This window comes from Paenibacillus sp. FSL R5-0345, from assembly GCF_000758585.1.
Lineage (GTDB): Bacteria > Bacillota > Bacilli > Paenibacillales > Paenibacillaceae > Paenibacillus_AQ.
Window position 1 is genome coordinate 1,793,163 of the sequence record NZ_CP009281.1, and the last position, 26,654, is coordinate 1,819,816.

20 protein-coding genes are annotated in these 26,654 nt (G+C 44.9%); 17 read left to right on the forward strand and 3 right to left on the reverse strand.

Annotation, left to right across the window (positions count from 1 at the left end; genetic code table 11):
* The first annotated feature begins 14 nt into the window (after window positions 1-14).
* A complete protein-coding gene (locus R50345_RS07910; RefSeq protein WP_042125514.1) occupies window positions 15-1,415 on the forward strand; it encodes a polysaccharide deacetylase family protein in 1,401 nt (466 codons plus the stop codon).
* 168 nt (window positions 1,416-1,583) lie between these two features.
* Here the strand turns inward: R50345_RS07910 and ilvD are convergent, their stop codons facing one another.
* Together ilvD and R50345_RS07920 are read right to left on the reverse strand one after the other, a co-directional pair.
* On the reverse strand, window positions 1,584-3,269 hold the full coding sequence (gene ilvD, locus R50345_RS07915; RefSeq protein WP_042125516.1) for a dihydroxy-acid dehydratase: 1,686 nt from the start codon (window positions 3,267-3,269) through the stop codon (window positions 1,584-1,586).
* Between the two features lie 316 nt (window positions 3,270-3,585).
* A complete protein-coding gene (locus tag R50345_RS07920) occupies window positions 3,586-4,626 on the reverse strand; it encodes an acyltransferase family protein (protein WP_042125518.1) in 1,041 nt (346 codons plus the stop codon).
* A 189-nt stretch (window positions 4,627-4,815) separates the two neighbouring features.
* On the opposite strand from R50345_RS07920, the gene R50345_RS07925 reads away from it, so the two are divergent.
* Genes R50345_RS07925 through R50345_RS07935 form a run of 3 tightly spaced genes read left to right on the forward strand, consistent with a single transcriptional unit; the run spans window position 4,816 to window position 7,134 of the window.
* On the forward strand, window positions 4,816-5,556 hold the full coding sequence (locus R50345_RS07925) for an alpha/beta hydrolase (protein ID WP_042125521.1): 741 nt from the start codon (window positions 4,816-4,818) through the stop codon (window positions 5,554-5,556).
* A gap of 38 nt (window positions 5,557-5,594) precedes the next feature.
* Entirely contained in the window at window positions 5,595-6,359 is a 765-nt protein-coding gene (locus R50345_RS07930) for an HAD family hydrolase (RefSeq protein ID WP_042125522.1), read from the forward strand.
* A gap of 34 nt (window positions 6,360-6,393) precedes the next feature.
* Window positions 6,394-7,134 (forward strand): NAD-dependent protein deacylase, encoded by a 741-nt coding sequence (locus R50345_RS07935; RefSeq protein WP_042125524.1) that lies wholly within the window; start codon window positions 6,394-6,396, stop codon window positions 7,132-7,134.
* Between the two features lie 92 nt (window positions 7,135-7,226).
* On the opposite strand, the gene R50345_RS07940 is transcribed toward R50345_RS07935, so the two are convergent.
* On the reverse strand, window positions 7,227-8,123 hold the full coding sequence (locus R50345_RS07940; RefSeq protein ID WP_231574082.1) for an AraC family transcriptional regulator: 897 nt from the start codon (window positions 8,121-8,123) through the stop codon (window positions 7,227-7,229).
* Between the two features lie 188 nt (window positions 8,124-8,311).
* Between R50345_RS07940 and R50345_RS07945 the strand changes: the two genes are divergently transcribed.
* From R50345_RS07945 to pulA, 13 genes are all read left to right on the forward strand, one after another.
* Complete coding sequence (locus R50345_RS07945) at window positions 8,312-9,487, forward strand: galactokinase (protein ID WP_042125528.1); 1,176 nt, start codon at window positions 8,312-8,314, stop codon at window positions 9,485-9,487.
* 4 nt (window positions 9,488-9,491) lie between these two features.
* A complete protein-coding gene (gene galE, locus R50345_RS07950) occupies window positions 9,492-10,478 on the forward strand; it encodes a UDP-glucose 4-epimerase GalE (RefSeq protein ID WP_042125530.1) in 987 nt (328 codons plus the stop codon).
* 49 nt (window positions 10,479-10,527) lie between these two features.
* Window positions 10,528-12,108 carry a UDP-glucose--hexose-1-phosphate uridylyltransferase gene (locus tag R50345_RS07955; RefSeq protein WP_042125532.1) on the forward strand — a complete coding sequence of 527 codons (1,581 nt, stop codon included), beginning with the start codon at window positions 10,528-10,530 and terminating at the stop codon, window positions 12,106-12,108.
* 150 nt (window positions 12,109-12,258) lie between these two features.
* Complete coding sequence (locus tag R50345_RS07960; RefSeq protein ID WP_042125534.1) at window positions 12,259-13,422, forward strand: iron-containing alcohol dehydrogenase; 1,164 nt, start codon at window positions 12,259-12,261, stop codon at window positions 13,420-13,422.
* Window positions 13,423-13,799: 377 nt separating this feature from the next.
* A complete protein-coding gene (locus R50345_RS07965) occupies window positions 13,800-14,336 on the forward strand; it encodes an NfeD family membrane protein (protein ID WP_042125536.1) in 537 nt (178 codons plus the stop codon).
* Complete coding sequence (locus R50345_RS07970) at window positions 14,336-15,910, forward strand: flotillin lipid rafts scaffold protein FloT (protein ID WP_375105284.1); 1,575 nt, start codon at window positions 14,336-14,338, stop codon at window positions 15,908-15,910. Before R50345_RS07965 ends, R50345_RS07970 begins: the two co-directional genes overlap by 1 nt.
* 111 nt (window positions 15,911-16,021) lie before the next feature.
* Window positions 16,022-16,729 carry an ABC transporter ATP-binding protein gene (locus tag R50345_RS07975; RefSeq protein WP_042125538.1) on the forward strand — a complete coding sequence of 236 codons (708 nt, stop codon included), beginning with the start codon at window positions 16,022-16,024 and terminating at the stop codon, window positions 16,727-16,729.
* Window positions 16,722-18,335, forward strand: coding sequence for a hypothetical protein (locus tag R50345_RS07980; protein WP_042125540.1), 1,614 nt, complete (start codon window positions 16,722-16,724; stop codon window positions 18,333-18,335). Before R50345_RS07975 ends, R50345_RS07980 begins: the two co-directional genes overlap by 8 nt.
* Before the next feature lie 130 nt (window positions 18,336-18,465).
* Entirely contained in the window at window positions 18,466-19,341 is an 876-nt protein-coding gene (gene glcT, locus R50345_RS07985; RefSeq protein ID WP_042125542.1) for a glucose PTS transporter transcription antiterminator GlcT, read from the forward strand.
* Window positions 19,342-19,680: 339 nt separating this feature from the next.
* Window positions 19,681-21,744, forward strand: coding sequence for a glucose-specific PTS transporter subunit IIBC (gene ptsG / locus R50345_RS07990; RefSeq protein ID WP_042125544.1), 2,064 nt, complete (start codon window positions 19,681-19,683; stop codon window positions 21,742-21,744).
* A 98-nt stretch (window positions 21,745-21,842) separates the two neighbouring features.
* On the forward strand, window positions 21,843-22,118 hold the full coding sequence (locus R50345_RS07995; protein ID WP_042131974.1) for an HPr family phosphocarrier protein: 276 nt from the start codon (window positions 21,843-21,845) through the stop codon (window positions 22,116-22,118).
* The gene (ptsP, locus tag R50345_RS08000; RefSeq protein WP_042125545.1) at window positions 22,111-23,823 is read left to right on the forward strand and encodes a phosphoenolpyruvate--protein phosphotransferase; all 1,713 of its coding nucleotides are present in this window, start codon (window positions 22,111-22,113) and stop codon (window positions 23,821-23,823) included. The genes R50345_RS07995 and ptsP overlap by 8 nt, the downstream gene beginning before the upstream one ends.
* A gap of 453 nt (window positions 23,824-24,276) precedes the next feature.
* The gene (gene pulA / locus R50345_RS08005) at window positions 24,277-26,616 is read left to right on the forward strand and encodes a type I pullulanase (protein WP_042125547.1); all 2,340 of its coding nucleotides are present in this window, start codon (window positions 24,277-24,279) and stop codon (window positions 26,614-26,616) included.
* Window positions 26,617-26,654 lie beyond the last annotated feature (38 nt).

Genomic DNA, 26,654 nt, shown 5'->3' on the forward strand with positions numbered 1-26,654 from the left:
AGCGAGGAATTCATATGCAGACTTTGCTGCTCTGGTTATTTTATATCTCATCTTTTTATGCTTTTATCCCGGGTATGATTAGCCGCATTTTTGGTTACCGTGTCTTTCGTAAAGGAACTGGGCTGAATGAGTTCGCGTTGACCTTTGACGATGGACCTGACCCTCGATTTACACCGTTACTCCTGGATTTATTGAAGAAGTATGATGCAAAAGCAACCTTTTTTGTAGTAGGATCTAACGCTGAACGTTATCCGGAGCTTATTAGGCGGATACATGCAGAGGGACATCTTATTGGAATTCATAATTATGTTCACAAGACGAACTGGCTCATGCGGCCCGCAACCGTTCGTCGGCAGATTCAGCGCACGAATGATATTATCTACAACATAATAGGCGAGCGTAGTACGTATTACCGTCCACCTTGGGGGATTGTCAATTTGTTCGATATTTCTAAGCGTCGCCAAGTTGAAATTGTTCTTTGGTCGGTAATGTTTGGCGATTGGCGTGAGAAGCTTGGTGCGCAGCGGCTCACCGAAAAAATGCTTGCCCGATTGAATCCCGGTGAAGTAATGCTGCTGCATGATAGCGGTACAACGCTGGGTGCCGATCCGGATGCACCCGAGAATATGCTTGTAGCCCTTGAACTGACGCTGCAGGAGGCCCAAAGAAGAGGACTGCGTAGCATTCGAGTGGATGACATGATCAAGATGGCGGAGAAATCACCGATTCGGCGTTTATCCTTTGGTAAACGAGTACTGGTAGGACTCTGGTTGGCTTGGGAGCAAGTATTTCAAGTATTGTTCCAGCTTAAGACGATTAACCCGGCGGATCCATTCATGCATTATCGAATGCGTAAATATCAGGGAGAGCCTGTTGAACTCGGTGATGGAACCCAGCTGAGAAAAGGCGATAAAATCATTGAGCTGCATATTGATAACAAGCAATTATTCGAATTAGGTATTCATTCCCGTTCTTCTGCTCAACTTGCGATTCGAATGATCCGCAGAATGGAGAAAGGGTTGCCAATGCTGGCGGAAGTCATTGCCAAGGATGTGGATCTTGCGCAAGCCAAAGCACTTTATGGGGTTAGTATGATAAACCGTGGGCCAGAGAAATTTGGCTTTAGTGTACATGATTTGCCGGATGGTTTATTCGCACGCTCCACCAAGTTTTACTTAAAGATCCTGTTAAGTGTGATTCATCCAGATGGTGGTGCTAGGCTCAAGGAGCGGAGTGAGGTCCTTGTACCGAAGCTAATCTTGATGCCTGTCTCAGAATTGCTCAAGAAGATGAATCAGCAACTGCCTCATGATGAAAGGTCAGTAAGAAAACGTAAACCACAGCAAGAGGAAGCCTTGTCGCTTAACGATTCACTTTCAGAAGTGGAATTACCAGGAGCAACAGTAACGAATTGATTCTTGATATTATTAGTCTTATATAATGAACGGCAATGTAGATGCCTCACAAACCAGAAATGGATTGTGGGGCATCTTTTCTTATGTCCAATAAAAAAGAGCAGTCCGACCATAGATTATCTAAGGTGAACTGCTCTTGTATGCTAGGAACAATTAGAACTAGGCGAATTAAATCTTCAGTACTGCACCGTTACTTGCGTTGGTAACCATTTTGGAATAGCGAGCCAGGTAACCAGTCTTAACTTTAGGCTCAAACTCTTTCCAGCCCGTACGGCGAACCGCCAATACTTCTTCGTCAACCAGCAGTTCAATCTTACGATTGTTGAGGTCGAGTTCAATGATGTCGCCATCCTCAACAAAAGCGATCGGGCCGCCTTCAGCAGCTTCTGGAGAAATATGACCGATACTGATTCCGCGGGAAGCCCCCGAGAAACGTCCGTCTGTAATCAGACCAACCTTAGCACCCAGACCCATGCCCACGATTTGTGAAGTAGGAGCTAGCATTTCCGGCATTCCCGGTCCACCCTTTGGACCTTCATAACGGATAACGACTACATGGCCTTCTTTAACCTTACCGTTAGCGATACCTTCGAGTGCGGATTCTTGGGAATCAAAGCAGATCGCAGGACCTTTGTGATATCCACCAACAGAAGCATCTACTGCACCTACTTTAATGATGGAACCTTCAGGAGCCAGGTTGCCGTATAGGACGGCGAGACCGCCTCTTTCGGAGTAAGGGTTATCGATCTTATGAATAACCGAAGTATCTTGGATCTCATGTCCGATTACGTTTTCGGCTAATGTTTTGCCGGTAACCGTCATGCAGTCTCCGTACAGAGCACCTGGTTTCTTCAGCAGTTCATTCAAGACGGCACTAACGCCGCCTGCGCGGTCCACATCTTCGATGAAAATATCGGATGCTGGAGCCAGCTTCGCCAAATAAGGAACACGGTTAGCCACTTCGTTAATACGTTCAAGCGGATAATCGATACCAGCTTCTTGAGCTAGCGCAAGGGTGTGCAGCACCGTATTGGTGGATCCGCCCATTGCCATATCCAGTGCAAAAGCGTTATCTAGGGATTCCTTAGTTACGATATCTCTTGGTTTAAGATCTAATTTAATCAATTCCATCAATTGAGTAGCAGATCTGCGTACAAATTCTCTACGCTCATCAGCTACAGCTAGGATGGTACCATTACCTGGCAATGCAAGTCCAAGTGCTTCTGCCAAGCAGTTCATGGAGTTGGCTGTGAACATTCCTGAACAAGATCCGCAGGTAGGACAACCGAATTGTTCTAATTCAAGCAGCTCAGCATCGTTGATTTTGCCGACTTGGTGAGCACCTACGCCCTCAAATACGGAGGTAAGGGAGAGTTTTTTACCTTTACTGTCTACGCCGGCTTTCATTGGTCCGCCGCTTACGAACATGGTTGGGATGTTGACACGCAGTGCGCCCATCATCATACCCGGTGTGATTTTATCGCAGTTAGGGATGCAGACCATGCCATCGAACCAATGCGCGGAAACTACAGTTTCCAAGGCGTCAGCGATGATCTCACGGCTTGGCAGTGAATAACGCATGCCGATATGTCCCATTGCGATACCGTCATCTACGCCGATCGTATTGAATTCGAAAGGAACGCCGCCAGCTTCACGAATCGCTTCCTTAACGATCTTACCGAACTCTTGCAGATGCACATGACCTGGAACAATATCAATATAGGAATTGCAGACCGCAATAAACGGCTTTCCGAAATCTTCTTCTTTTACTCCGGCTGCACGCAGGAGACTACGGTGTGGAGCACGGTCAAAGCCTTTTTTAATCATGTCTGAACGCATTTTCTTAGCTGCCATATTGACATTTCCCCCCTAAATAAATTGCAATGAAATATAGTGTCGCATTAACGCAATGAACTCCAAAGACCTGCGTATATACGGTTTATAGAATGAACGGGGACGAGCTTCCTAGAGAAGAAGGGCGAAGCCGATTCTATAAATAATGCCGCTGTTTTGGTATAAACGTTTCCCGCCTATAATGAACGGAGAAGTCATTGTTATTAGTGAGTCTATCACAAAGAGCACGTTTTTTCTACCGGACAATGTGAAGTTTCTCATGAGGAGACCGGCCTTAAATCGTATAAAAAAACCTATCCGCTAGGGGATAGGCCACTTATAATGAGCGCCTTAAGGCAACACGCTGCAGGGTGATCATCCAACCAACGGGAGGCTCAACAATAGGATGCATCAGTCGTTTTACACTTGGTTGGGCTAAGAGAATGGTTAGTAAGATTGCGGAGAACACTAATAAGACGGCGCCTATAGAATGGTTGATATAGGAGTACAGGCCAGAAACGGCGGCAAAACGAATGATAAATCCGTGAAGTAGAAAAACATACAATGTACGGGAACCCCAGTCAGTCATCCGGCTGAGCAAGTAAGGAATCCACCCCATAAATGCTAGTGCAGCAGTGATTTGCAGACCGTAAACAGCTAACCGATAAACTCCTGCGTACCATTCATGAAGTCCAAGCTGCATGTAAGTCATACTTCCGTAAAGCCAGCCTATCGGGAACTCTGAGCCCCCAGATGCAAACAGAAGGAATAGAAGGATGGAGACTGCGGCAGCAGTGACTTTAATCTTTTTTTGAAAAAAGCGTAAAAAGGTCTGGAACGGAAAATGATAACCTAATACGAAAAATGGCAGGTATACGAAAGTACGGCTAATGCTGAACCATATGCCATCAAGCTGTAGGTATCCAATGGCAATTCCAGCAACGATAGCAAAAATGAATTGCATGGCAGGCGTCCATTTACGCATCCCGATCATTAGCAAACGCCAGAAGGCATGACTTGCCAGGAACCATAAGAGCAAATAGGGGGCGAAAAAAGAATGATGGATACCCTGTACGTGATATATGGCGGCGTCTAGCACAGAGTAGAGGCTTTGAAAAATAATGTACTGCAGTCCGATTTGCATGATTATGCGACGGCCTTGCGTCCCTGTAAGGTGTTTATTGGCAAAAAAGCCTGTAACGAGCACGAAGAGGGGCATATGGAAGCTGAAGATCCACAAATATAAGCTATGCAAGCTGCTCATTGAGCCTATCAGTGGTTCTATGGCGTTTCCAACGATTACAGTGACAATGAGAACAAAACGTAAATTTAGAAAAAAGGTCTTTCCAGGTGTGTCTAGCGAGTTATCCCCTACCATGACTTCCCCCCAAAGATGCTTGATGCTTTAATTTTAAAATACAAAATTTTCTTCGATTGAATTGTGAATTAACTCACTAGTGAAAGCGTTATCATGAGTACCAAATGTGGCGATGTGTTGAAGGTTGTTAGAATAGTGGGTTTCCACTATAATTTTCTTATACACAGTAACATCCGGGAGTGGAGCATATTGAAGAGAAGAATAAATAAGCGTCGTATTGGTTTAACTGTACTAATTATTCTTGTTATAGCCGGATTGCTGTTATGGAAATATTTAACTCCGTATGCACCAGCCGAACAAGCAGAAACTGCCCTGATTTCCAGTGGTGGAGTTACCGTCGAGCAGAATGACAACTGGATCTCGTTCGAACCTTCCATTACTAAAGGTGCCTCGATCATATTTTACCCTGGAGCTCTGGTGAAACCAGAAGCTTATTCCCCGCTTGCGAAGGGCATTGCTGCTGCGGGACATCCTTTCTACATCGCCAAAATGCCGTTTAATTTAGCAGTAACAAAGGGCGATGCCGCAGAAGAGATTATTCGTGTACATCCGAAGCAATCTTTTGTTCTAGGTGGACATTCCCTTGGGGGCGTCATGGCGTCACGTTATGCAGTTGAGCATGCGGACCAGCTGGAAGGTGTATTTTTTCTAGCCTCTTATCCGGATGAAAAAGGTAGTCTACGAGAGACCACTTTGTCAGTATTGTCGCTGGTAGGGACTGAGGATCAAGTGATTGACAGAGACAGCTACAGTAAAGGGCGCTCTTATCTGCCGGATAATACGGTCTATAGTTCAATCGTCGGTGGTAATCACGCTCAGTTTGGAAGCTATGGACCTCAAAAGGGAGACGGGAATGCAACCATTTCTGAAGAAGAGCAGCAAAAAGAAACAGTGAGAGCTATGCTGGATTGGCTAGGGAATCTTAGGTAGTCTCCGGTTCGGTCTTTCCAACAAAGGGAGTGAGGATTATGCCATTATTACACATTAACGATGACTGCATTCCCTGTTCAGGAATATTGTTCGACAAAGATGGTACGCTATTGGATTTGTTAGCCACATGGGGGAATTGGGCCGAGCTTGTTCTTCGTGGAATAGAAAACCAGCTTACGGTTATGGGAACTGATTTTATTGTGGATCGAAGTAAAGTGCTTGGTACTCAGCATGATGCTGCAGGTAAGTTGATTGGTTATGATCCTGCAGGGCCGCTCACCATGGCTACAGAGGAAGAAAGTTATGGAGTGCTTGCCTGGCAGCTATATGCTGCGGGCGTGCCTTGGAATGAAGCGTTGACCCGTGTAAAGAGCATAGCGAAGGACGCAATGTATGAATTGCGCAGACGCCGCACGGCACAGCCGCTAGAAGGTCTTCATTCTTTTCTGGAACACTGCGCGGCTGCATCGCTGAAGCTAGGTGTGGTTACCTCAGATGGTGCAAAGACCACTCAGGAGCATCTGGATTGGCTTGGTATTGCGCATTATTTCGATTCGGTAGTTACAAGAGACAGAGTATTAAACGGAAAACCCGCACCTGAAATGGCTGAATTAGCCTGCCGGGAGCTGGGGCTGTCTCCTGAAGTGACGATTATTATTGGTGACAGTAATGCAGATATGCAATTGGGTAAGGGTGCAGGCTTGCGGTTCGCTGTTGGAATCGCCAACATGGGTGATGGAAATCACTTGATCGACGCAGATGTGATTATTTCTAGCTATAATGAGCTAAGGATCACCTACTGATCAGCATACTAATGGAAAGGATGTGCTACAACATATGGATCAATTGCAGACACTTGCTTCTTGGATTAAAGACTGTGACAATATCGTTTTTTTCGGAGGGGCAGGTACATCAACAGAGAGTGGAATCCCGGATTTCCGCTCGGCAGCGGGATTATACCAGACTCAGCACAATTCACCTTATCCGCCTGAAGTGATGCTGAGCCGAACTTTTTTTATGTCCTCACCGGACATTTTTTTTGATTTTTACCGTAGTAAAATGATTCATCCCGACGCTCGTCCGAATGGTGCTCATCAGCTGCTTGCAGAATTGGAACGTCAGGGCAAGCTTAAGGCTGTTATTACGCAAAATATTGATGGTTTGCACCAGCTGGCAGGCAGCCAAAAGGTACTTGAGCTGCATGGTTCCATTCATCGTAACCATTGCATGGACTGCTCACGTTATTACGGGTTGGAGCAGCTCCTAAGTTCCAATGAGATCGTCCCTCGCTGTCCTGAATGTGGTGGCATTATTAAGCCGGATGTTGTGTTATATGAAGAAGAATTAGATCACTCGGTGCTGGTGAATTCCGTTGAAGCGATAGCAGCTGCAGATATGCTTATGATTGGTGGCACCTCTCTTACGGTCCAGCCTGCGGCTAGTCTGGTTACTTATTTCAGGGGGAAACGTACGGTGCTGCTGAATGGCGACCCGACCCCCTATGATGATCGAGCTGATCTTCTGATTACAGATCGGATTGGGAAGGTACTCGGCAGTGTAAAGGATCTAATTGGTTAGAGAAGGAATAGTAATAGAGAAACAGCCCGGTTCCTTAAGCTAAGGAACCGGGCTGTTGTTGTAGAAGTGAATTTTTAAAAGTGAAAAGCCTCTTAAAGATCTGGCTTCTTTACATGTCTGGTCGTTGTGAGGCGGTAGGCAGTGGGTGACTGGGCGCAAAAGCGTTTAAATTGACGCGAGAAGTATAGGGCGTCAGTGAGTCCAACGGAAGCGGCAACCTGTTCGACAGACAGTTCTGGTCGCTCACGGAGCAGTTGTCTAGACTTCTCAATACGCAGCTTCAGCAAGTATGTTACCGGAGACAAACCGGTTTCTTGCTTGAACACACGGGAGAGATAGGCCCGGTTATAGCCAAGGGTATCACACATTTGTTCAATAGATACTGGATGAGCGTATTGGGAGGCCATGTAGTGGATCATTTGCTTCACAGTACGCTTAACCTGCGATTCAGCTCCGGGAAGACGGGAGAAAGAAGAGAGCAAATCTGCAGCTTCACCTACAATGAGATAAAGATATCCCAGAGAAGTTAGGTGGGCACTTTCTTTGTTTGCTTTGAAGGCTTGCATGATACTGGAAAGGGCACCTGGGATGACGCTGTCACCCGTTGTAGTCAACACAGGTTTTTGAGGTGTAAAGCCAGTCTGCAGCACAAGGTCGTCAGCCTCGCTCCCAGTAAAGGCTGCCCAGCGATAGCACCAGGGCTGTTCTTTATCCGAAACATAACTGACCAGCTGCCCTGGATGAATAAGGAAGCAGTCACCTTGTCCTAGTGTATATTGATGATGTTCAGTACGGAAAATACCTGAGCCTGACTCTATAAAGTGAAGTAAATAATAATCGTAAATCTTAGGGCCAGCTTGATGCATAGGAATCGTCTGACTTTGACCGGCAAACAATACATGGAGATTTTGTTTATCGTAATACACGGGATTGGATCCTACGGAATAAGTATGCTCCATATGGGACAGCCTTTCTTGTGTTATTGTCATTTTATGGCTTATAGTTTAGGGTGTATCATTTCTCTGTGTAATTATTATATTATGGGAAGTCACATTTATCCATACATTACACACATGATTGCATTATCAGAGGATCACTGATTACATTATAATGAATACATAAAGAACGCTTTACTAATTCCCACTGGCTGAAGCAGCGAAAGGATGGAGTGGCATTAATGAGCACACAGGAACTTAATAAGAAATTCATCGAAAAATACGGGGTAAGCGAGCAAGAGGCTCAAGTATTTTATGCACCAGGACGTGTCAATCTCATTGGAGAGCACTTGGATTACAACGGTGGATACGTGCTACCCGCAGCTTTGGAATTCGGTACAACTTTGATTGTTCGCCCACGCAGTGACAGCAAAGTGAATTTTGCATCTACTAATTTTCCTTATGAAGCATCTATTGATTATAGTGAAATTGGCAAGGCCAAAACGGGAGAATGGATCGACTATCCGGTTGGAGTAATGGTTGAATTGGAGAAGAAAAACACTCCAGTATCTAAAGGTTACGATCTGCTGTTCCATGGTGATATTCCGAATGGCGCAGGCTTGTCCTCATCGGCTTCTCTTGAAGTCGTGACTGCTTATGCTTTCCTGACGCTTGAAGGCGGCGACACGGATACCGTTGAGATTGCACTCTTGTCTCAGCGTGCTGAGAACCAGTACGTAGGTGTAAACTCCGGAATTATGGATCAGTTCGCAGTTGCTAATGGCAAACGAGATCATGCAATCCTGTTAATGTGCGATACGCTTGAATATAATCTGGTACCTTTCATCACAGGTGCTTACAAACTGGTTATCGGCAACACGAACAAACGCAGAGGACTTGTAGATTCCAAGTATAATGAGCGTCGTCAGCAGTGTGATGAGGCCTTGTCTATTTTGCAAAAAGAAGTGCCTTCACTAGCTTATCTGGCACAGCTCAACCGTGAACAATTCGAAGCACATCAAGATAAAATCACGGATGAAGTTGTTAGACGCCGCGCTCGCCATGTTGTGGAAGAGAATCAACGTGTACTAGATTCTGTTGAAGTATTAAAGAACAATGACCTGAAGCAGTTTGGTCAGTTCATGAATGACTCACATGCTTCCTTGCGCGACTTGTATGAAGTTAGCTGTGAAGAGCTAGATATTATGGTTGAAGAAGCACAGCGTATTCCGGGTACACTCGGTTCCCGTATGACTGGCGCAGGTTTCGGTGGTTGTACTGTATCCTTGGTACATGAAGATGATGTAGAACGTTTTATTCGTGAAGTAGGCGAGGCGTATACCACAAGATCTGGTTTGGTTGGTGAGTTCTACGTTTGCGGCATCGGTAATGGTGTCCAAGAATTGAAGGGAGTGTAATCAAATGGCGATTTTAGTAACAGGTGGAGCAGGTTATATCGGATCTCATACTGTAGCGGAGCTGTTGGATCGCGGCGAAGAAGTGGTAGTCATCGACAACTTGCTGACAGGGCATCGTGAGGCGCTATTGGGTGGCAAGCTGTACGAAGGCGATCTGCGTGATAAGGAGCTGCTGAGTAAGCTGTTTGCTGAGAACGAGATTGAGGCAGTCATTCATTTCGCGGCGAGCTCTTTGGTTGGTGAGAGCATGAAGGACCCCGTTAAGTATTATGACAACAACGTATACGGCACACAATGTCTTTTGGAAGCTATGCAAAAAGCTGGCGTGAACAAAATCGTATTCTCGTCCACAGCGGCAACCTATGGCGAACCGGAAAAAGTGCCGATTGAAGAAACTGACCGTACCGAGCCAGCTAACGTATACGGCGAAACGAAGCTGACCATGGAACGCATGATGGCTTGGTTTGATAAAGTACTGGGTATCAAATATGTAGCGCTTCGTTACTTTAATGCTGCAGGTGCACATGCTAGTGGCAAAATCGGTGAAGACCACCGTCCGGAAAGTCATTTGGTTCCGCTGGTATTGCAAACCGCTTTGAAGCAACGGGAGAGCATCGCCGTGTTCGGAGACGACTACCCTACAGAAGACGGTACTTGCGTGCGCGATTACATTCATGTGAGTGATCTGGCTGATGCCCATGTTCGTGCAGTAACCTATCTTCGCAGCGGAAGCAACAGTAATATTTTCAACTTGGGGAATGGACTTGGCTTCTCGGTGAAACAGGTTATTGAAACAGCGAAGAAGGTTACAGGACTGGAAATCCCTGTAGTTATTCAAGAACGACGTGCTGGAGATCCGGCAGTGCTGGTAGCCTCCTCCGACAAAGCGCGCTCTATCCTTGGATGGAACCCTCAGCATGCTGACTTGGAAAATATCATTCAAAGCGCCTGGAACTGGCATTCTGCCAATCCGCAAGGATACGGAGAATAAGGGATTTAGCTCGAATTGAGCTTACGATCCTACTTAAGGAGAATTAAAAATGCACAACGAGAATAAGGTTACGCCTGCTGGCCAGAAAGCATTATATGCGATTGAGCAACTTGTTCTGTTCGCACTCCGCGAGCAGCTCATTGCACCATCCGATGAAGATTTTAGCCGTAATGTGCTGCTAGATCAGTTCGGATTTAGTGAGCCGTTCGTTGGCGAGGTCGATCAAAGTCCACTTACAGGTCCACAGGTTCCACTGGATGCACTGATTGATTATGGTTTTGAAATCGGGTTGATTCCAGAGAATAGCGACACTTACCGTGACTTGCTGGATGCTAAGATTATGGGGCTCCTAATGGCCCGTCCATCAGACGTAAATGCGGAGTTCAATCGTTTAGCTGCTGAAAAAGGCATCTCCGCGGCTACAGATCGCTTTTATAAATTAAGCATAGATTCCAACTATATCCGGATGGACCGGATTTCCAAGAACGTCTACTGGCTGCAAGATTCGCCTTATGGTGACATCGAGATGACAATCAATTTGTCCAAGCCTGAGAAAAGTCCGAAGGAAATTGCTATGGCCCGACTGCTCCCGCCGCCGGTCTATCCAAAATGTCTGCTGTGCCGTGAGAATGTTGGGTATGCTGGACGGGTTAACCATCCGCCGCGCCAGAACCTGCGTGTCATTCCGCTTCAGCTGAATAATGAGAAATGGCTCTTTCAATACTCGCCTTATGTTTACTACAACGAGCACTGTATTGTATTCCATCATGATCATGTACCAATGAAACTTACCAAGGATACCTTGAAGCGTCTGCTCAGCTTCGTGGAATCTTTCCCGCACTATTTTATTGGCTCGAATGCAGACTTGCCGATTGTTGGTGGATCGATTCTGACGCATGACCACTTTCAGGGTGGACGTCACACCTTCCCTATTCAGAAAGCACCTAAGGAAGATACGTTCACGCATGCTTCTTATCCGGGTGTCAGCATTAATATAGTAAAATGGCCTATGTCCGTATTACGTTTGAATGGTGGCGATCCAGCGGTATTGCTGGAGTGTGGCAATGCACTTTATGAAGCTTGGAAGACGTATAGTGATCCTGAAGCAGAAGTGTTGGCGTTCACCGAAGTTGATGGTGAAGTGCAGCCTCATAATACCGTTACTCCTATCGTTCGTCGGGCAGAAGATGGCGGCTTCGAGATGGATCTCGTGCTGCGTAACAACCGGACTAACGAGCAATATCCTGAGGGGATTTTCCATCCCCATCGGGAGATGCACCACATCAAGAAAGAAAATATCGGCTTGATTGAGGTTATGGGACTCGCAATTCTGCCAGGTCGTCTGAAGGAAGAGCTCGATTCTATTGCGAGCATTCTTGCAGGAGATCAAGCACGATTAGAAGCGGTGAAGAACGATCCTAGTCATCCACTTGCGCAGCATGCTACTTGGGTTCAGGAGCTAGTAGAGCGTTTCGGAACGGCATTACAGCATGAAGAAGCCGTCAAGATTGTGCAGAACGAAGTCGGCATCAAGTTTACACATATTCTTGAACACGCGGGTGTCTATAAACGGACTCCGGAAGGGCAAGCTGCTTTCCGTCGTTTCGTGAAGAGCTTCGGCGCGATATAAAGTTTGGAAAGGGGATGTCCTTAAGCCTGTAGGCTTAAGGACATCCCTTTTTTGATGGTATTGAAGCTGCTCCATTTGAATGCGGCTATTCAGAGGTTTATAATACGAGTGAGCAAAACATTCTGAAATAACTAATGGAGGTTTACACATATGCGTAATTTTGATTTTTATAATCCTACCAAGCTGATTTTTGGACAGGGTACACTGGAAGCGTTGAAGACTGAGGTTCCTAAGTACGGCAAGAATGTATTGTTGATGTACGGTGGCGGTAGTATCAAACGTAGCGGTCTGTACGATAAGGTAATAGCTGAGCTGAGTGCAATTGATGCTGTTGTAACTGAACTCTCAGGCGTAGAGCCGAATCCACGCCTTTCCACCGTACATAAAGGTGTAGAGCTGTGTCACGAGCATAAGATCGACCTCATCCTCGCTGTAGGCGGCGGTAGCGTGTTGGACTGCGCTAAAGCAGTTGCTGTTGGGGCGAAATATGATGGTGACATGTGGGACTTTGTTGAACGTAAGGCAGCTGCTCAAGACGCTCTCCCACTCGGTACAGTGCTGACGATGGCAGCTACAGGATCAGAAATGAATAGCGGCTCTGTAATCACCAACGAAGTGACCAAGGAAAAAATGGGCTGGGGCAGTATTCATGCATTTCCAGCATTTTCGATTCTTGACCCAGAGAACACCTTCACTCTGCCACGTGATCAGACGGTCTACGGCATGGTAGATATCATGTCTCATGTTCTGGAGCACTATTTCCATACTGATGGCAACACACCGGTACAAGACGGCTTCTGTGAGACTTTGCTACGTACGGTGATCGAAACCGCACCGAAGCTAATTGAAGATTTGAATAATTACGAACTGCGTGAGACGATCATGTACTGCGGTACTATGGCGCTTAATGGTATGGTTAGCATGGGGTTTGCTGGAGATTGGGCGACTCACAACATCGAGCACGCAGTTTCAGCCGTATATGACATTCCACATGGTGGAGGATTGGCCATTCTGTTCCCACAATGGATGAAGTATAACCTGGATACGAATCCTGCTCGTTTCCGCAAGCTTGCTGTAAATGTGTTTGGTGTTGATCCAGCTGGCAAGACGGATAAGGAAATTGGGCTGGAGGGTATTGAAGCTCTGCGTAGCTTCTGGGATTCCATTGGTGCGCCGAAGACACTCGCTGATTACGATATTGATGACAGCGAGATCGGCAGTATGGCTGACAAAGCTGTTCGTTTCGGACCGTTTGGTAACTTCCGTAAGCTTGATCGTGAAGATGTAGTAGAAATTTATAAAATGGCTCTGTAAGTAATTTCTTCAACGAAAGAGATTATCTGTCTTTATTCTAGAAGACGTAATTGAAAATCAAGGAAGCGATTCTCCTGTAATGGATGAATCGCTTCTTTGCGTTTAGGGGTCTAATGTGACTAGCTTCTCATACTATACTTTATCTGGACCTCGTCCGTTAAATATCATGTGAGTTTCCAGCAAAAAGGACTGCTTCCGCAGCCATTTAATCGTCTTTTGGAACGTCTTCCTATGTAATAAAAAAGTGCATATGTGAGCAAGCTTATCCTCAGAATGGAACTTTTTTGGGATAATATCCAAAGTTTGTGAAACCAAGGACCTACTTTGTACGTTTAATGTAATATGACAGTCCTGATTGAAGACAGGAGGAAGTAAGTATGGAAACGCTGTATTTAGGCTGCTTGGCGCTAGGCGTCATATTTGCCATAGTCAGCGTCCTGGTGGGCGATGTGATCGGAGATGCCTTACATGGGGTCTTTGATTTCGTATCTGTTGATTTTCTGAATCCCACCGTGCTGGCAGGAGGAATTACCGTGTTCGGCGGAGCGGGCCTTCTTCTTTCCCGGTACAGTGCTCTGGAAACTGGGGCGATCATTGCTTTGTCTTTGTTAACCGCCGCTTTTTTGGGAGTACTAATGTATCTAGGGGTTGTTAAGCCTATGGAAAAAAGTGAGATGTCCAATGGGTTCTCTATGAGTGATCTGCCTGGCAAGATCGGGGAAATCACAGTTCCTGTTCCCGCCACGGGTTATGGTGAGATTATGGTAAAGTTTGGAGCCGGCAATAGCCTGCATACGGCAGCAAGCTTTGATCATGAGTTGCTTCCGGCAGGGATTAAAGTTGTTGTAGTGGAAGTTAGAGAAGGCGTTGCGTTGGTATCAGAATTCGAGAAGAGAAGAGGAGTGGATCTTTAATGTTCGGTATTCCTGAGTATTTGTTAATTCCTGCTGTTGTCGTCGCTGTTCTGTTTGTGCTAGGGATCGCATTCTGGGCACGTTACAAAACGGTAGGACCAGATGAAGGGATGATCGTAACCGGTTCGTTTTTAGGGAGCAATCATATTTCTGACGATGGGTCTGGACGTAAAATAAAGATTGTGCGCGGAGGCGGGGCGTTTATCCTCCCAGTCTTTCAAAAGGCTGAATTTATGTCACTTCTTTCTCATAAACTCGATGTGACGACCCCAGAAGTATACACCGAGCAAGGTGTACCGGTAATTGCTGACGGGGTTGCGATTATCAAGGTGGGCAGTTCCACTGAAGACGTGGCAACAGCCGCTGAGCAGTTCATGGGGAAACCGATTGAGGCGCTGAAGAGTGAAGCTCAAGAGGTACTTGAGGGGCATTTACGTGCAATACTCGGCTCCATGACTGTCGAGGAAGTATACCGTAACCGTGATCGTTTTGCGCAAGAGGTTCAAGGTGTGGCGGCACGCGATCTTAAGAAAATGGGTCTGCAAATTGTCTCCTTCACCATCAAAGATGTGCGAGACAAACATGGATACTTAGAAGCGTTAGGTAAGCCGCGGATTGCTGCGGTGAAGCGGGACGCAGAGATCGCTGAAGCAGAAGCTGTGCGTGATGCGAGAATTCAAAAGGCGAACGCTGAGGAGCAAGGGCAAAAAGCAGAGCTGCTGCGGGATACGAATATCGCTGAAGCCTCCAAGGATAACCAGCTTAAGGTGGCAGCGTTTAAGCGGGATCAGGATACTGCGAAGGCGGAAGCTGACCAGGCTTACCATATTCAAGAGGCACGTGCGAAGCAGACCGTTGTCGAAGAGCAGATGAAGGTTGAGCTGGTGCGTAAGGAACGTGAAATCGATCTGCAAGCGAAAGAAATTCAAGTTCGTGAGAAGCAGTACGACGCAGAAGTGAAGAAAAAAGCGGAAGCGGATCGTTACGCAGTAGAGCAAGCGGCAGAAGCTGATAAGGCGAAGAGAATGCGTGAAGCGGATGCGTTGCAATACAGTATTGAGACGCAGGCTAAAGCAACAGCGGAGCAAAAGCGCCTTGAAGGTCAAGCGATGGCGGATGCAGAGCTGGCAAAAGGTACTGCGGATGCCGAAGTTATCCGCTTGCGCGGTCTAGCGGAAGCAGAAGCAAAAGAGAAGCTGGCAGAAGCCTTCCAGAAATTCGGCGAAGCAGCCGTGCTCGATATTATCGTCAAAATGCTGCCAGATTTGGCTGGACAAATTGCGAAGCCGCTGGCATCCATTGATAAGCTTACTGTTGTAGATACCGGTAATGGTGAAGGTGCGGCACGTGTCAGTAACTATGTAACTCAGTTGATGTCTACGGCTCCTGAGATGCTGAAGAGCGTCTCTGGGATTGACGTAGAGGCCCTGATCAAAGGGCTGACGACAAGATCCTCAGGGGCAGCTGGAAGCAAGGCAGTTCCAGTCGCACCCGCGGCCTCTCTGCAACCTCCAGCAGCCTCGGAGGGAGCGAGCAAAGCTTCAACTTCTGTGGCGGAGCAACCTGAAGGCTAGTGTAAGCAATAATTATAGAATAATTTAACTTAAGGTAAGCTCGGTGATTGCTGCCGGGCTTACTCTATGTTTTTAGGTCTTTTAGTTATTGAATGGGAGAGGTGCGAGAACGTGCAGTTGATTTTAGATGATATTCAAAAGAGCTTTGATGGTAAACAGGTCATTAAAGGTGCTGATTTTACCTTTGAAAGAGGGAAGATATACGGGCTGCTCGGACGAAATGGAGCAGGCAAAACCACACTTTTCAATTGTCTGAGCGGTGAGGTTCAAATGGATAGCGGCGCTGCCTTTATCGGTGAGAAGGATAATGCCCGTCCGCTTCGTGACGAGGACATCGGATATGTATTTTCTCTCCCCATCTTACCTGAGTTTCTAACAGGTTATGAGTTCGTAAAGTTTTATATGGACATTAACCGTGAGAAGATCGATCCGAATAAAAGCATTGAAGATTATTTTTCCATTATTAAGTTTGAGGAAGAAGATCGCCACCGGCTGATTAAGGGCTATTCCCACGGAATGAAGAATAAAATTCAAATGCTCTGCTTTATCATTACTCGACCGCCTTTGATTTTACTAGATGAGCCTTTAACTTCTTTTGACGTTGTTGTCGCTCTTGAGATCAAGAAGTTGCTGCGCGAGATGAAGCAGGATCACATCATTATTTTTTCTATGCATATTTTGCAATTGGCCGCCGATTTATGTGACGAGTTGGTTATTCTAAATCATGGAACCCTTCAAGAAATTCCGCGTGAGACCCTACAAAGTCCAGAATTTGAGGAACAGATTATAGCTTTACTTCAGGATGGCAACAATGATTAGGACACTTCGCAGCATCCAGAGGATTCGAGGCTCGTCCGGAGCCAATCGGCTGATTTACTATTTTAGAAAGCTACCTGTTCTTGGTAAACTTTTAAAAGATGATATCTACTCCAATGTTGCCCTAAAAGAAGTCTTTGCTGGGATTGTAGCTGTACTGAAGGTACTGTGGGGATTTTTAAATAAGTTCGCTTATTTGGGAATTGTGATATATTTGCCAATCATTCTCACACACAAAGAAATGCCGCTCGCCGAACAGTATGCATTGTTCCTACATATTTTTATCATTCTAAGCTTTATAGTGGCTGGAGTTTCGAATGTATTTATATTAGAGCCCAAACGGGATAAATATATATGTGTGAAGCTAATGAGGATTCCGGCTAAACAGTATATGCATGCTACGCTATTACTTAAAGGCCTAACATTCTTTATTTATTTTGTGCCAGCTTTAACCGTTTTTGCGGGGATTTTTGGCGCACCGCTGTGGCATGGCATATGGCTTACAGTACTGTTAACGGCCTGGAGAATAGTCACCGAGGCTCTAAACCTTTGGTTTTTTGATAAAAAGGGAATTGTGTTAGTTAAAAAGATGAGTTGGGTATGGTCGGTGATTGGACTAGGTGGTTTACTTGCCTATGTGCCCCTTTATCTTGGAAATGCTTTTGTAAATGATACGGCAGGATTTAGTGTCCCATTGAGTCTTGTGATTGTTGTACTTGGAGGAATTGCAGCTGTGTATATTGGGAAATATCCTAACTATCGCAGTGCTGTAGATGTTGTCACCAAGATAGATGATCCACTGCTGGATATGAATCGGATGATGAGAGAGGCGAGGGTGGCGGAAGTCCAGACCAAGGAGAAGGACTTTTCGTCGGAAGAGCTTAAGGGTAAAGCTTTTCAAGGAAAAACAGGTTACGCCTATCTGAATGCTATTTTTTTCTCCAGGCATAAACGCTTGTTAATTCAACCCATCCAGAGACGTTTAACCATCATTGGTGTGCTCTTTTTAGTGGCTGTCCTAATGATGCTCATTTCGCCAGAGACTTCGTCTAAGTTTACGACCTATCTGCTAAGCGGACTTCCTTTTTTTGTATTTATAATGAACTATACCTCTATAGGTGAGCGTGTATGCAAAGCGATGTTTTACAATTGTGATCTAAGCTTATTAAGGTATGGTTTTTATCGTGAACAATCAGCAATTCTGGACAATTTCAAAATACGTCTTATTAAGTTGAGTGGACTTAATCTTATTCCTGCTTTCGCTATATGTTCTGCATGTACGCTGCTGTTTCTGCTCTCTGGTGCAGATTGGGGTTTGATGGATGCGGTGATCTTTTGGGTAACGATTCTTTGTCTTTCCTTGTTCTTCTCGGTGCACCACTTGTTCATGTATTATATTTTTCAACCGTACAGCACAGAGCTAAATATGAAGAATCCGTTCTTTGTTATCGTCAACAGCATTGTCATGGGACTAAGTGTGGCTTGTATCGGATTTCCAAAAGCATCGTCAATTTTTACACTAGTTGTTCTGACGGGAACGATAGCTTATATGGTTATTGCCGTGACATTGGTATACAAGTTCTCCAGCCGAACCTTTCGGGTAAAATAGAACGCAGAGTGTCCTTCTAATATCGGAATGTTGATGATATGATGGTAACAAGAGTTTTTTTAATCGTACCGTTTCATGTTGCGTTTGCTGCTTGGAAGTCAGGTGTTTAGAAATAAAAGAGGTGGCAAATATGAGTAGCATAACTGTAGCAAAGGTGTTAAATAACAACGTTATCATTGCGGACCATCCCCAATATTCCGAGGTTGTTGTGATTGGCAAAGGGATAGGGTTTAATCGAAAATTGCATGATCAGATTAATCTATCCTCTGTGGAGAAGATGTTTATTCTCCGTAGCCAGGAAGAGCAGGAACAATATAAACAGCTTCTTCCCCAAGTGGATGAGAAGTTGATTGAGATTGTACATGAAATTTTGTTATATATTATGAATTGCAGTAGTCAACCGCTTAATGAACATGTTCATATTGCACTCACCGATCATATCTCATTTGCTATACGGCGTTATGAACAAAATATCCCTATTCATAACCCATTTCTGTATGAGACTAAGGAAATTTATCCTGAAGAGTACAAGATGGCAGAGTATGCGATTGAGCGAATTAATGAAGGTATGGGTGTGGAATTACCCGTAGATGAGGTGGGCTTTGTGGCACTTCATATCGTTAGCGCGTTGAGTAATAGACAAATTTCTGAGGTTAGACAACATTCGCTTTTGATTGCGGATTTGATTGGAATCGTAGAGAATAACCTCGAATATCGAATTCCTCGTGATTCACTTGATTATTCGCGATTGGTGACTCATTTACGATTTGTTCTTGAAAGACTGCGCCGTGGAGAATCGGTAAGGGAGACTTCTACGCTGGATGGTCTAATGAAACGGGAATATCCCGAAATGTATACCTTGGCTTGGCAATTAACTAAGGTTATCGAGAACCGAGTGCGAATTCCTGTGTATCCAGCAGAGGTCAGCTATTTGACAGTTCACCTGCAACGTCTTGCTCAGAAGAAAGAGGATGAAATGGATATGGAGACGAAAGGTAAAGCTTGATAAGCATAAACGTCTTTGGCCTCCTCATAAGGCCGGAAAGCGTTTAAGCGAGAAAAATATGGATAATGTATAGTGTGAAATTTATACTTTCTAATATTAAAAAAAAGCTTGTCACTTCAAAAAAACGGTGCTACAATATCCGTGTCCTAATTAAAACAGAATACCAAGCGTGTAACTGATTCGATCAGGCATGAGTGATTTACAGTATTTTGGTTGCTAGTCCCCATCTTGGGGTAATCTAACCTTAGCGTTAGATAACAACCTTTATACTGTGTTGCTCATGCCTTTTTTGGCATCTGTTTTTACTGAAAATGTGAATAATGAAAGGAAGTGACCATGATGTTCAAAAAGCTTTTCGGCGTTTTACAAAGAGTCGGTAAAGCGCTAATGCTCCCGGTAGCCATACTGCCAGCAGCCGGTCTGCTCCTTGGAATAGGAAACATGCTGGTAAACCCCGATTTTCTACAATACGTTCCGGCTCTTGAGAACGATGTAGTTCAGGCAATAGCGAACGTATTGATGAACTCAGGGCAAATTGTATTTGATAATTTATCCTTACTATTTGCCGTGGGTGTTGCCATCGGTTTATCCGGTGGTGAGGGTGTTGCTGGTCTAGCCGCTATTATCGGTTTCCTCGTAATGAATGTTACGATGGGTACTGTAATTGGCGTCAATGATTATGTCCTGAGCCAAGGTGATTTTTCCTATGCTAGCGTCTTAGGAATTCCAACACTGCAAACGGGGGTATTTGGAGGTATACTCGTCGGTATATTGGCATCGTCCATGTACAAACGATTCTTCAAAATCGAACTTCCATCCTACCTGGGTTTCTTCGCAGGTAAACGTTTCGTTCCGATCATGACTGCGGTAACGTCTTTGCTTCTTGGTCTGGCATTGACCTTAGTTTGGCCGCCAATTCAACACGGTCTGAACTATGTATCCCAAAGTATGATTGATACGAATAAAACGCTCGCTGCGTTTATCTTCGGTACGATCGAACGCTCGCTCATTCCTTTTGGTCTGCATCACATCTTCTATTCTCCGTTCTGGTATGAATTTGGTACCTACGTTGATAAAGCAGGAGAATTGGTACGTGGTGACCAACGGATCTTCATGCAGCAGCTTCGTGATGGCGTAGAATTCACAGCAGGAACATTTACAACAGGTAAGTATCCATTCATGATGTTTGGTCTTCCAGCAGCTGCTCTGGCTATCTATCATGAAGCTAAACCTCATAACAAAAAACTTGTCGGTGGCTTGATGCTTTCCGCAGCATTAACTTCATTCCTGACAGGGATTACTGAGCCGCTTGAATTCTCGTTCTTGTTCGTGGCTCCACTGTTGTTCGCAGTACATGCTGTTTTTGCTGGTTTGTCCTTTATGACCATGCATATCCTTAATGTCAAGATTGGTATGACTTTCTCGGGTGGCTTTATCGATTACGTGCTATTTGGTATAATCCCGAACCGCACGGCTTGGTGGCTCGTAATTCCAGTAGGTCTTGCTCTTGCCGTAATTTACTACTTCGGATTCCGCTTTGTTATTCGGAAGTTCAACTTGATGACTCCGGGTCGTGAAGAGGATACGGGTGAAGTCGAAGATACAAACACAGAAGCAGTTTCTAAAACGGGTGATGATTTACCACGAAACATCTTGTCTGCGTTGGGTGGTAAAGAGAATATCGCTCATCTGGATGCTTGTATTACCCGCCTTCGTGTGGAGGTTAAAGATAAATCAGGCGTGGATAAGACTCGTCTGAAGAAGTTAGGTGCATCAGGTGTACTCGAGGTGGGTAATAACATTCAAGCGATCTTCGGTACACGTTCCGATACCATAAAATCGCAGATTCAAGATGTAATTAGCGGGAAGACACCTGCAGCAACACCAGCAGCGGCTAAGCCAGAGCCTGAGGAAGAACAGCAGGCAGGTGAAGCAGGTGAAGCGATTATCAAAGAAGATATCGTCTCTCCGGTAAATGGTGAACTGGTGGATATCACTGAGGTTCCAGATGCGGTATTCTCCCAAAAAATGACGGGTGATGGTTTTGCTTTCCTATCTGATGATGGAAAGATTGCTTCGCCAGTCTACGGTAAAGTGTTTAATGTGTTCCCGAGCAAGCATGCTATCGGCATTATGTCCGATGGAGGCAAGGAAGTGCTCGTTCATATAGGGGTTAATACAGTTAAGCTTAAAGGTCAAGGCTTTACAGTTCTAGTTGAAGAGGGCGACCTTGTAGCTGCTGGACAGCCGATCATGGAAGTGGATTTAGAATATGTAAAAGCACATGCGCCATCTGTAATGTCTCCTGTTATTTTCTCTAATTTGCCAGAGGGATCTTCCGTAACCTTGAAGAAGCCAGGCAAGGTGTCAATTGGTGATAAAGATATTATTACCATTCAGTAAAAGTGCAAGGGCTGACGCTTCCTTTAAATCTTAAAGGGAGCGAAGCTTTCACTATAAATTAAAATATTCTATTAAAAGAAAGCGAGTTGGATAATATTATGCAAACAACATTCAGAATTATTGATGAAGATGGAATTCACGCACGTCCGGCAACTGCCTTGGTAAATACAGCAACGAAATTCAAAGGTACAGAAGCTTATGCAGAAGCAAAAGGTAAAAAAGTTACATTGAAATCTATCCTTGGCGTATTGTCATTGGGTCTGGAAGCTGGAGACACTTTGTCTCTGATTACTGAAGGCAGCGAAGAAGCTGAAGCTCTGAGCGCACTTTCTGATGTAATGATCAAAGAAGGGCTAGGGGAAATCCATGAATAAAATTTCAGGAATCGCGGCTTCAGCAGGGATTGCAGTAGCCCGTGCTTTTATCCTGAAACATCCGGATTATACAATTACGAAGACTAGTGTCAGTGATCCTGAGGCAGAAGTCGCCAAGTTGAATGACGCACTTGCTAAATCGAGTGCTGAACTGCAAACCATTAAAGAGCGTACTTTAGCGGAATTAGGAGAGAAAAAAGCGGAGATCTTTGCATCCCATCTGCTGATTCTTGAGGATCCTGAGCTAATTAATCCTGTAATTGATAAAATTCGTCAGGAATCGGTTAACGCGGACTATGCACTAAACGAAGTAGCTACACAATTCATTGAAATGTTCGAGAACATGAAGAGTGCTTACTTACAGGAACGTGCTGCTGACATGCGTGATGTGACCAAACGCCTGCTGAACCACTTGCTGGGTATTCATTATGTTAGTCCTGCAGAAATCAGTGAAGAGGTAATTGTTATCGCTGAGGATTTGACGCCTTCTGACACAGCACAGCTAAATCGCAAGTATGTTAAAGGCTTCACAACAAACATTGGTGGACGTACGTCCCACTCAGCAATTATGGCACGTTCTTTAGAAATTCCAGCGGTGGTTGGAACTAAGAATGTCATGACTGAAGTGAATTCTGGGGATCTAGTGATTGTCGATGGTCTGAACGGAGACGTTCTAATTAATCCTAGTGAAGCAGAAGTGGCTGAATATGTTCGCAAGCAGGAAGCTTACGACTTGCAAATTGCAGAGTGGAAGAAACTTCGTGATAAACCAACGATTTCTGCAGACGGTAAGCACGTGGAGCTGGCGGCTAATATCGGTACACCAAACGATGTCAATGGTGTACTTGAGAATGGTGGCGAAGGTGTAGGCTTGTATCGTACTGAGTTCCTATACATGGGCCGTGATAAGCTGCCTTCCGAGGAAATCCAATACAACGCCTACCGTACTGTGCTTGAGAATATGAAAGGCAAACCGGTAGTTGTACGTACACTGGATATCGGTGGTGATAAAGAGCTTCCGTATCTGGATCTTCCAAAGGAAATGAACCCTTTCTTAGGATTCCGTGCGATTCGTCTTTGTCTGGATCGTCAAGATATTTTCCGTACGCAGCTGCGTGCTTTACTAAGAGCGAGTGTTCATGGGGATCTTCGCATTATGTTCCCTATGATCGCAACACTTGGTGAATTCCGTGCAGCCCGCGATCTTCTACTTGAAGAGAAAGCAAAGCTTCGTGAAGAAGGCAAGGAAGTATCTGACAACATTCAGCTCGGCATAATGGTTGAGATTCCTTCTACTGCTGTATTGGCAGACCAGTTTGCGAAGGAAGTTGATTTCTTCAGTATTGGTACGAATGATCTTATTCAATATACAATGGCTGCTGACCGTATGAATGAACGGGTGTCTTACCTGTATCAGCCATACAATCCTGCCATCCTGCGTTTGGTCAAGAATGTAATTGATGCAGCGCATGCAGAAGGTAAGTGGACAGGAATGTGCGGTGAAATGGCTGGGGACGCAACAGCGATTCCACTTCTACTAGGTCTTGGCCTTGATGAATTCAGTATGAGTGCAACGTCAATTCTGCCAGCACGTAGTCAAATTTCTAAATTGTCGGCTGCCGACATGAAGGAACTGGCTGCAAAAGCACTGCAACTTGGCACTGCTGAAGAAGTAGCTGCACTTGTTCAAAGCATCACTAATTAATTATTTCCATATGCATTACTCCGTTTAAGCGTTTTATAGCGCTCCAACTACTATTACCGACTTCCAATGTTTTGGAGGTCGGTTTTTTTGTGTTTAATTGCTATTTTTTTGGTATCAGCACACAAGGATTCGTGGTTTGATCTTAGTTCATGCGCTTACATTGGCTTCTGTTCATACATGAGCGTTATACTCAATTAAGAATAACTAAATTCGCTAATTATTTGCTTTATTGCACAGATGTCTATGCCGATAGTAATAGTGATGAGTATAAAGTCGGTAAGGAACCCAAACCTGTAAATATGTCTTACATATAATAGTATGGATCCATAGAAAGTTCATACTCCTTATTCGACTTGCAGAGCTGTGCAAGTATTATTATGATCACAATTGGAAATATTTGGACTTATAAGCATCCCTCAAGTTAGGTAGGGAGCCATAGGATGGTGTTAACTCATGAGTAAAAATGTTATAAATACAGAATTAATGTTAGAAGTCTATGAAGGCAGAGACCTGGGTTTAACGTACTCGGTGGAGTACAGTCTATTTAAAGTCTGGGCACCTACTGCTTTTGCTGTGTCTCTTGTGTTATACGAAACGGATGGAAATCAACTTAACATTGAATTTGATCTGAGCTCTACAGATAGTGGGCGGATTATATATATGCAGCGCCAGAACGGCGGAGTCTGGCAGACTAAGTTATCAGGTGATCTAAAAGGGAAATATTATATGTACCGTGCTGTATATGCTGATGGGAATGTGACGGAAGCAGTAGATCCTTATGCAACAGCCGTATCGGCAAATGGTTTAAGAACAGCAATCGTTGATTTACGGGAGACCAATCCTGAGCATTGGGAGCAGGACGTTGCTCCTCCGCTGCAACATCCTGCTGATGCGGTTATTTACGAGCTGCATGTGCGTGACTTCTCCTCACATGAGAGCTCTGGGATGTACTATAAGGGTAAATTCAAATCATTTACCGAATTTGGATTAAAGGATTTGGAAGGAAATGCAATAGGTATTGATCATCTGGTTGAATTGGGTATCACCCATGTACATCTGATGCCTGTGTTCGATTTCCAGACAGTGGATGAGTTAAGTGTAGTGAAGCGCGGTACGTCCATTGAACAGACTGACTACAATTGGGGTTATGATCCTCAGCATTATAACGTACCGGAAGGATCATATAGCACAGATCCTACCGATCCAGAGCTACGAATTCGCGAATTCAAAGAAATGGTTCAGGCTTTGCATAGCCGTGGAATTTCGGTGATTATGGATGTAGTTTACAATCATACGTACGCTGTGGAGAAGGGGCCCTTCGAGCCGCTTGTGCCAGATTATTTCTATCGCCGTGATTACTTGGGACGTTTATCTAATGGCTCGGGAGTTGGTAACGAGCTAGCGACAGAGCGCCCGATGGTACGCAAATATATTAAGGATTCGTTGTTTTACTGGGCTTCTGAGTATCATATTGATGGCTTCAGATTTGATCTTATGGGTCTGATGGATAGTGTGACCATGCGTGAAATAACGGAAGAGCTTCGACTTGAGGTGAATCCTAATTTGCTGTTATATGGAGAACCTTGGACAGGAGGAGATTCTCCGCTGGCAACAAAGACGCTCAAAGGTGTGCAGCGGGGGAAAGGATATGCCGTCTTCAACGATAACTTTCGTTCGGCAATCAAAGGAGATAGCGATGGATGGGGACGGGGCTTTATTACAGGAGAATACGGTAAAGAAGGGGCTATTGCATCAGGAATTAAAGGAGCTATCCACGAATTTACGGACTCCCCTGTGGAATCTGTGAACTATGTAACCGCCCATGACAATTTGAATTTGTGGGATAAAGTGCTTACCGTTCAAGGGGGATTTCAGGATGCCGTTTCACGGGCTAATCCTTACTCTAATGTAGATCTTGATAATATTCTTAGCAATGAAACCGTACGCCGTTCCCTGCTTGCTAACGGAATCATCCTGACATCACAAGGTATTCCATTTCTGCACGCTGGTGATGAGCTGTTGCGTAGTAAATTTGGAGATCATAATAGTTACCGCAGTGGTGATACGATTAACGCGATTCGCTGGAATATGAAAAGTGTGTTTAAGCCTGTATTTCAATATTATAAAGGCTTGATCGAACTGCGGCGTACACATCCGGCATTTCGTCTACATGGGCGGCAGGAAATTGAGCGTTCACTGGAATTTATGCGCTGTGATAATGGTATAGTGTCGTACCTGCTCAGTAATCATGCAGGAGGCGACCTCTGGAACAATATAGCAGTCATTTTTAATGCCAATAACGATCGAATAAGGCTGTCTCTTCCTGAAGCTACTAACGGCTGGAATGTGGTAGTAGATCATACCCAAGCGGGGACAGAAGCATTCCGAAAGATTGCAGGTAGCGAGGTAGAAATTGAGGGCTTATCGATGATGGTGCTCTATGATGAATGTGGTGAGCCTGCACCGCGGTCCAAAATCATCGAAGTACACTATGAACGACCAGATGGAGATTATAAGGGCTGGAATCTTTGGGTTTGGGATACAGGAATTCAGGATGGACAATGCGATTTTCGGTATATGGAGGACGGACGTGCAGTTGCACGAATTGAGGTATTGCCTGATACCAATTCTATCGGGTATATATTACGGCTTAATGACTGGGAAGAAAAAGATGGAGATGGCGACCGATTCATTGATTGTTCTGAGAATGGAGACCTTATCAAGGTCATGGTTATAGATCGTGAACAAGAGAATGATGGGATTTCAGATGATCATCTGCAGTTAACCAGTTAAAAGAAGAAAAGAGCTGCTCCGGGGTTAGTGTTACTCCG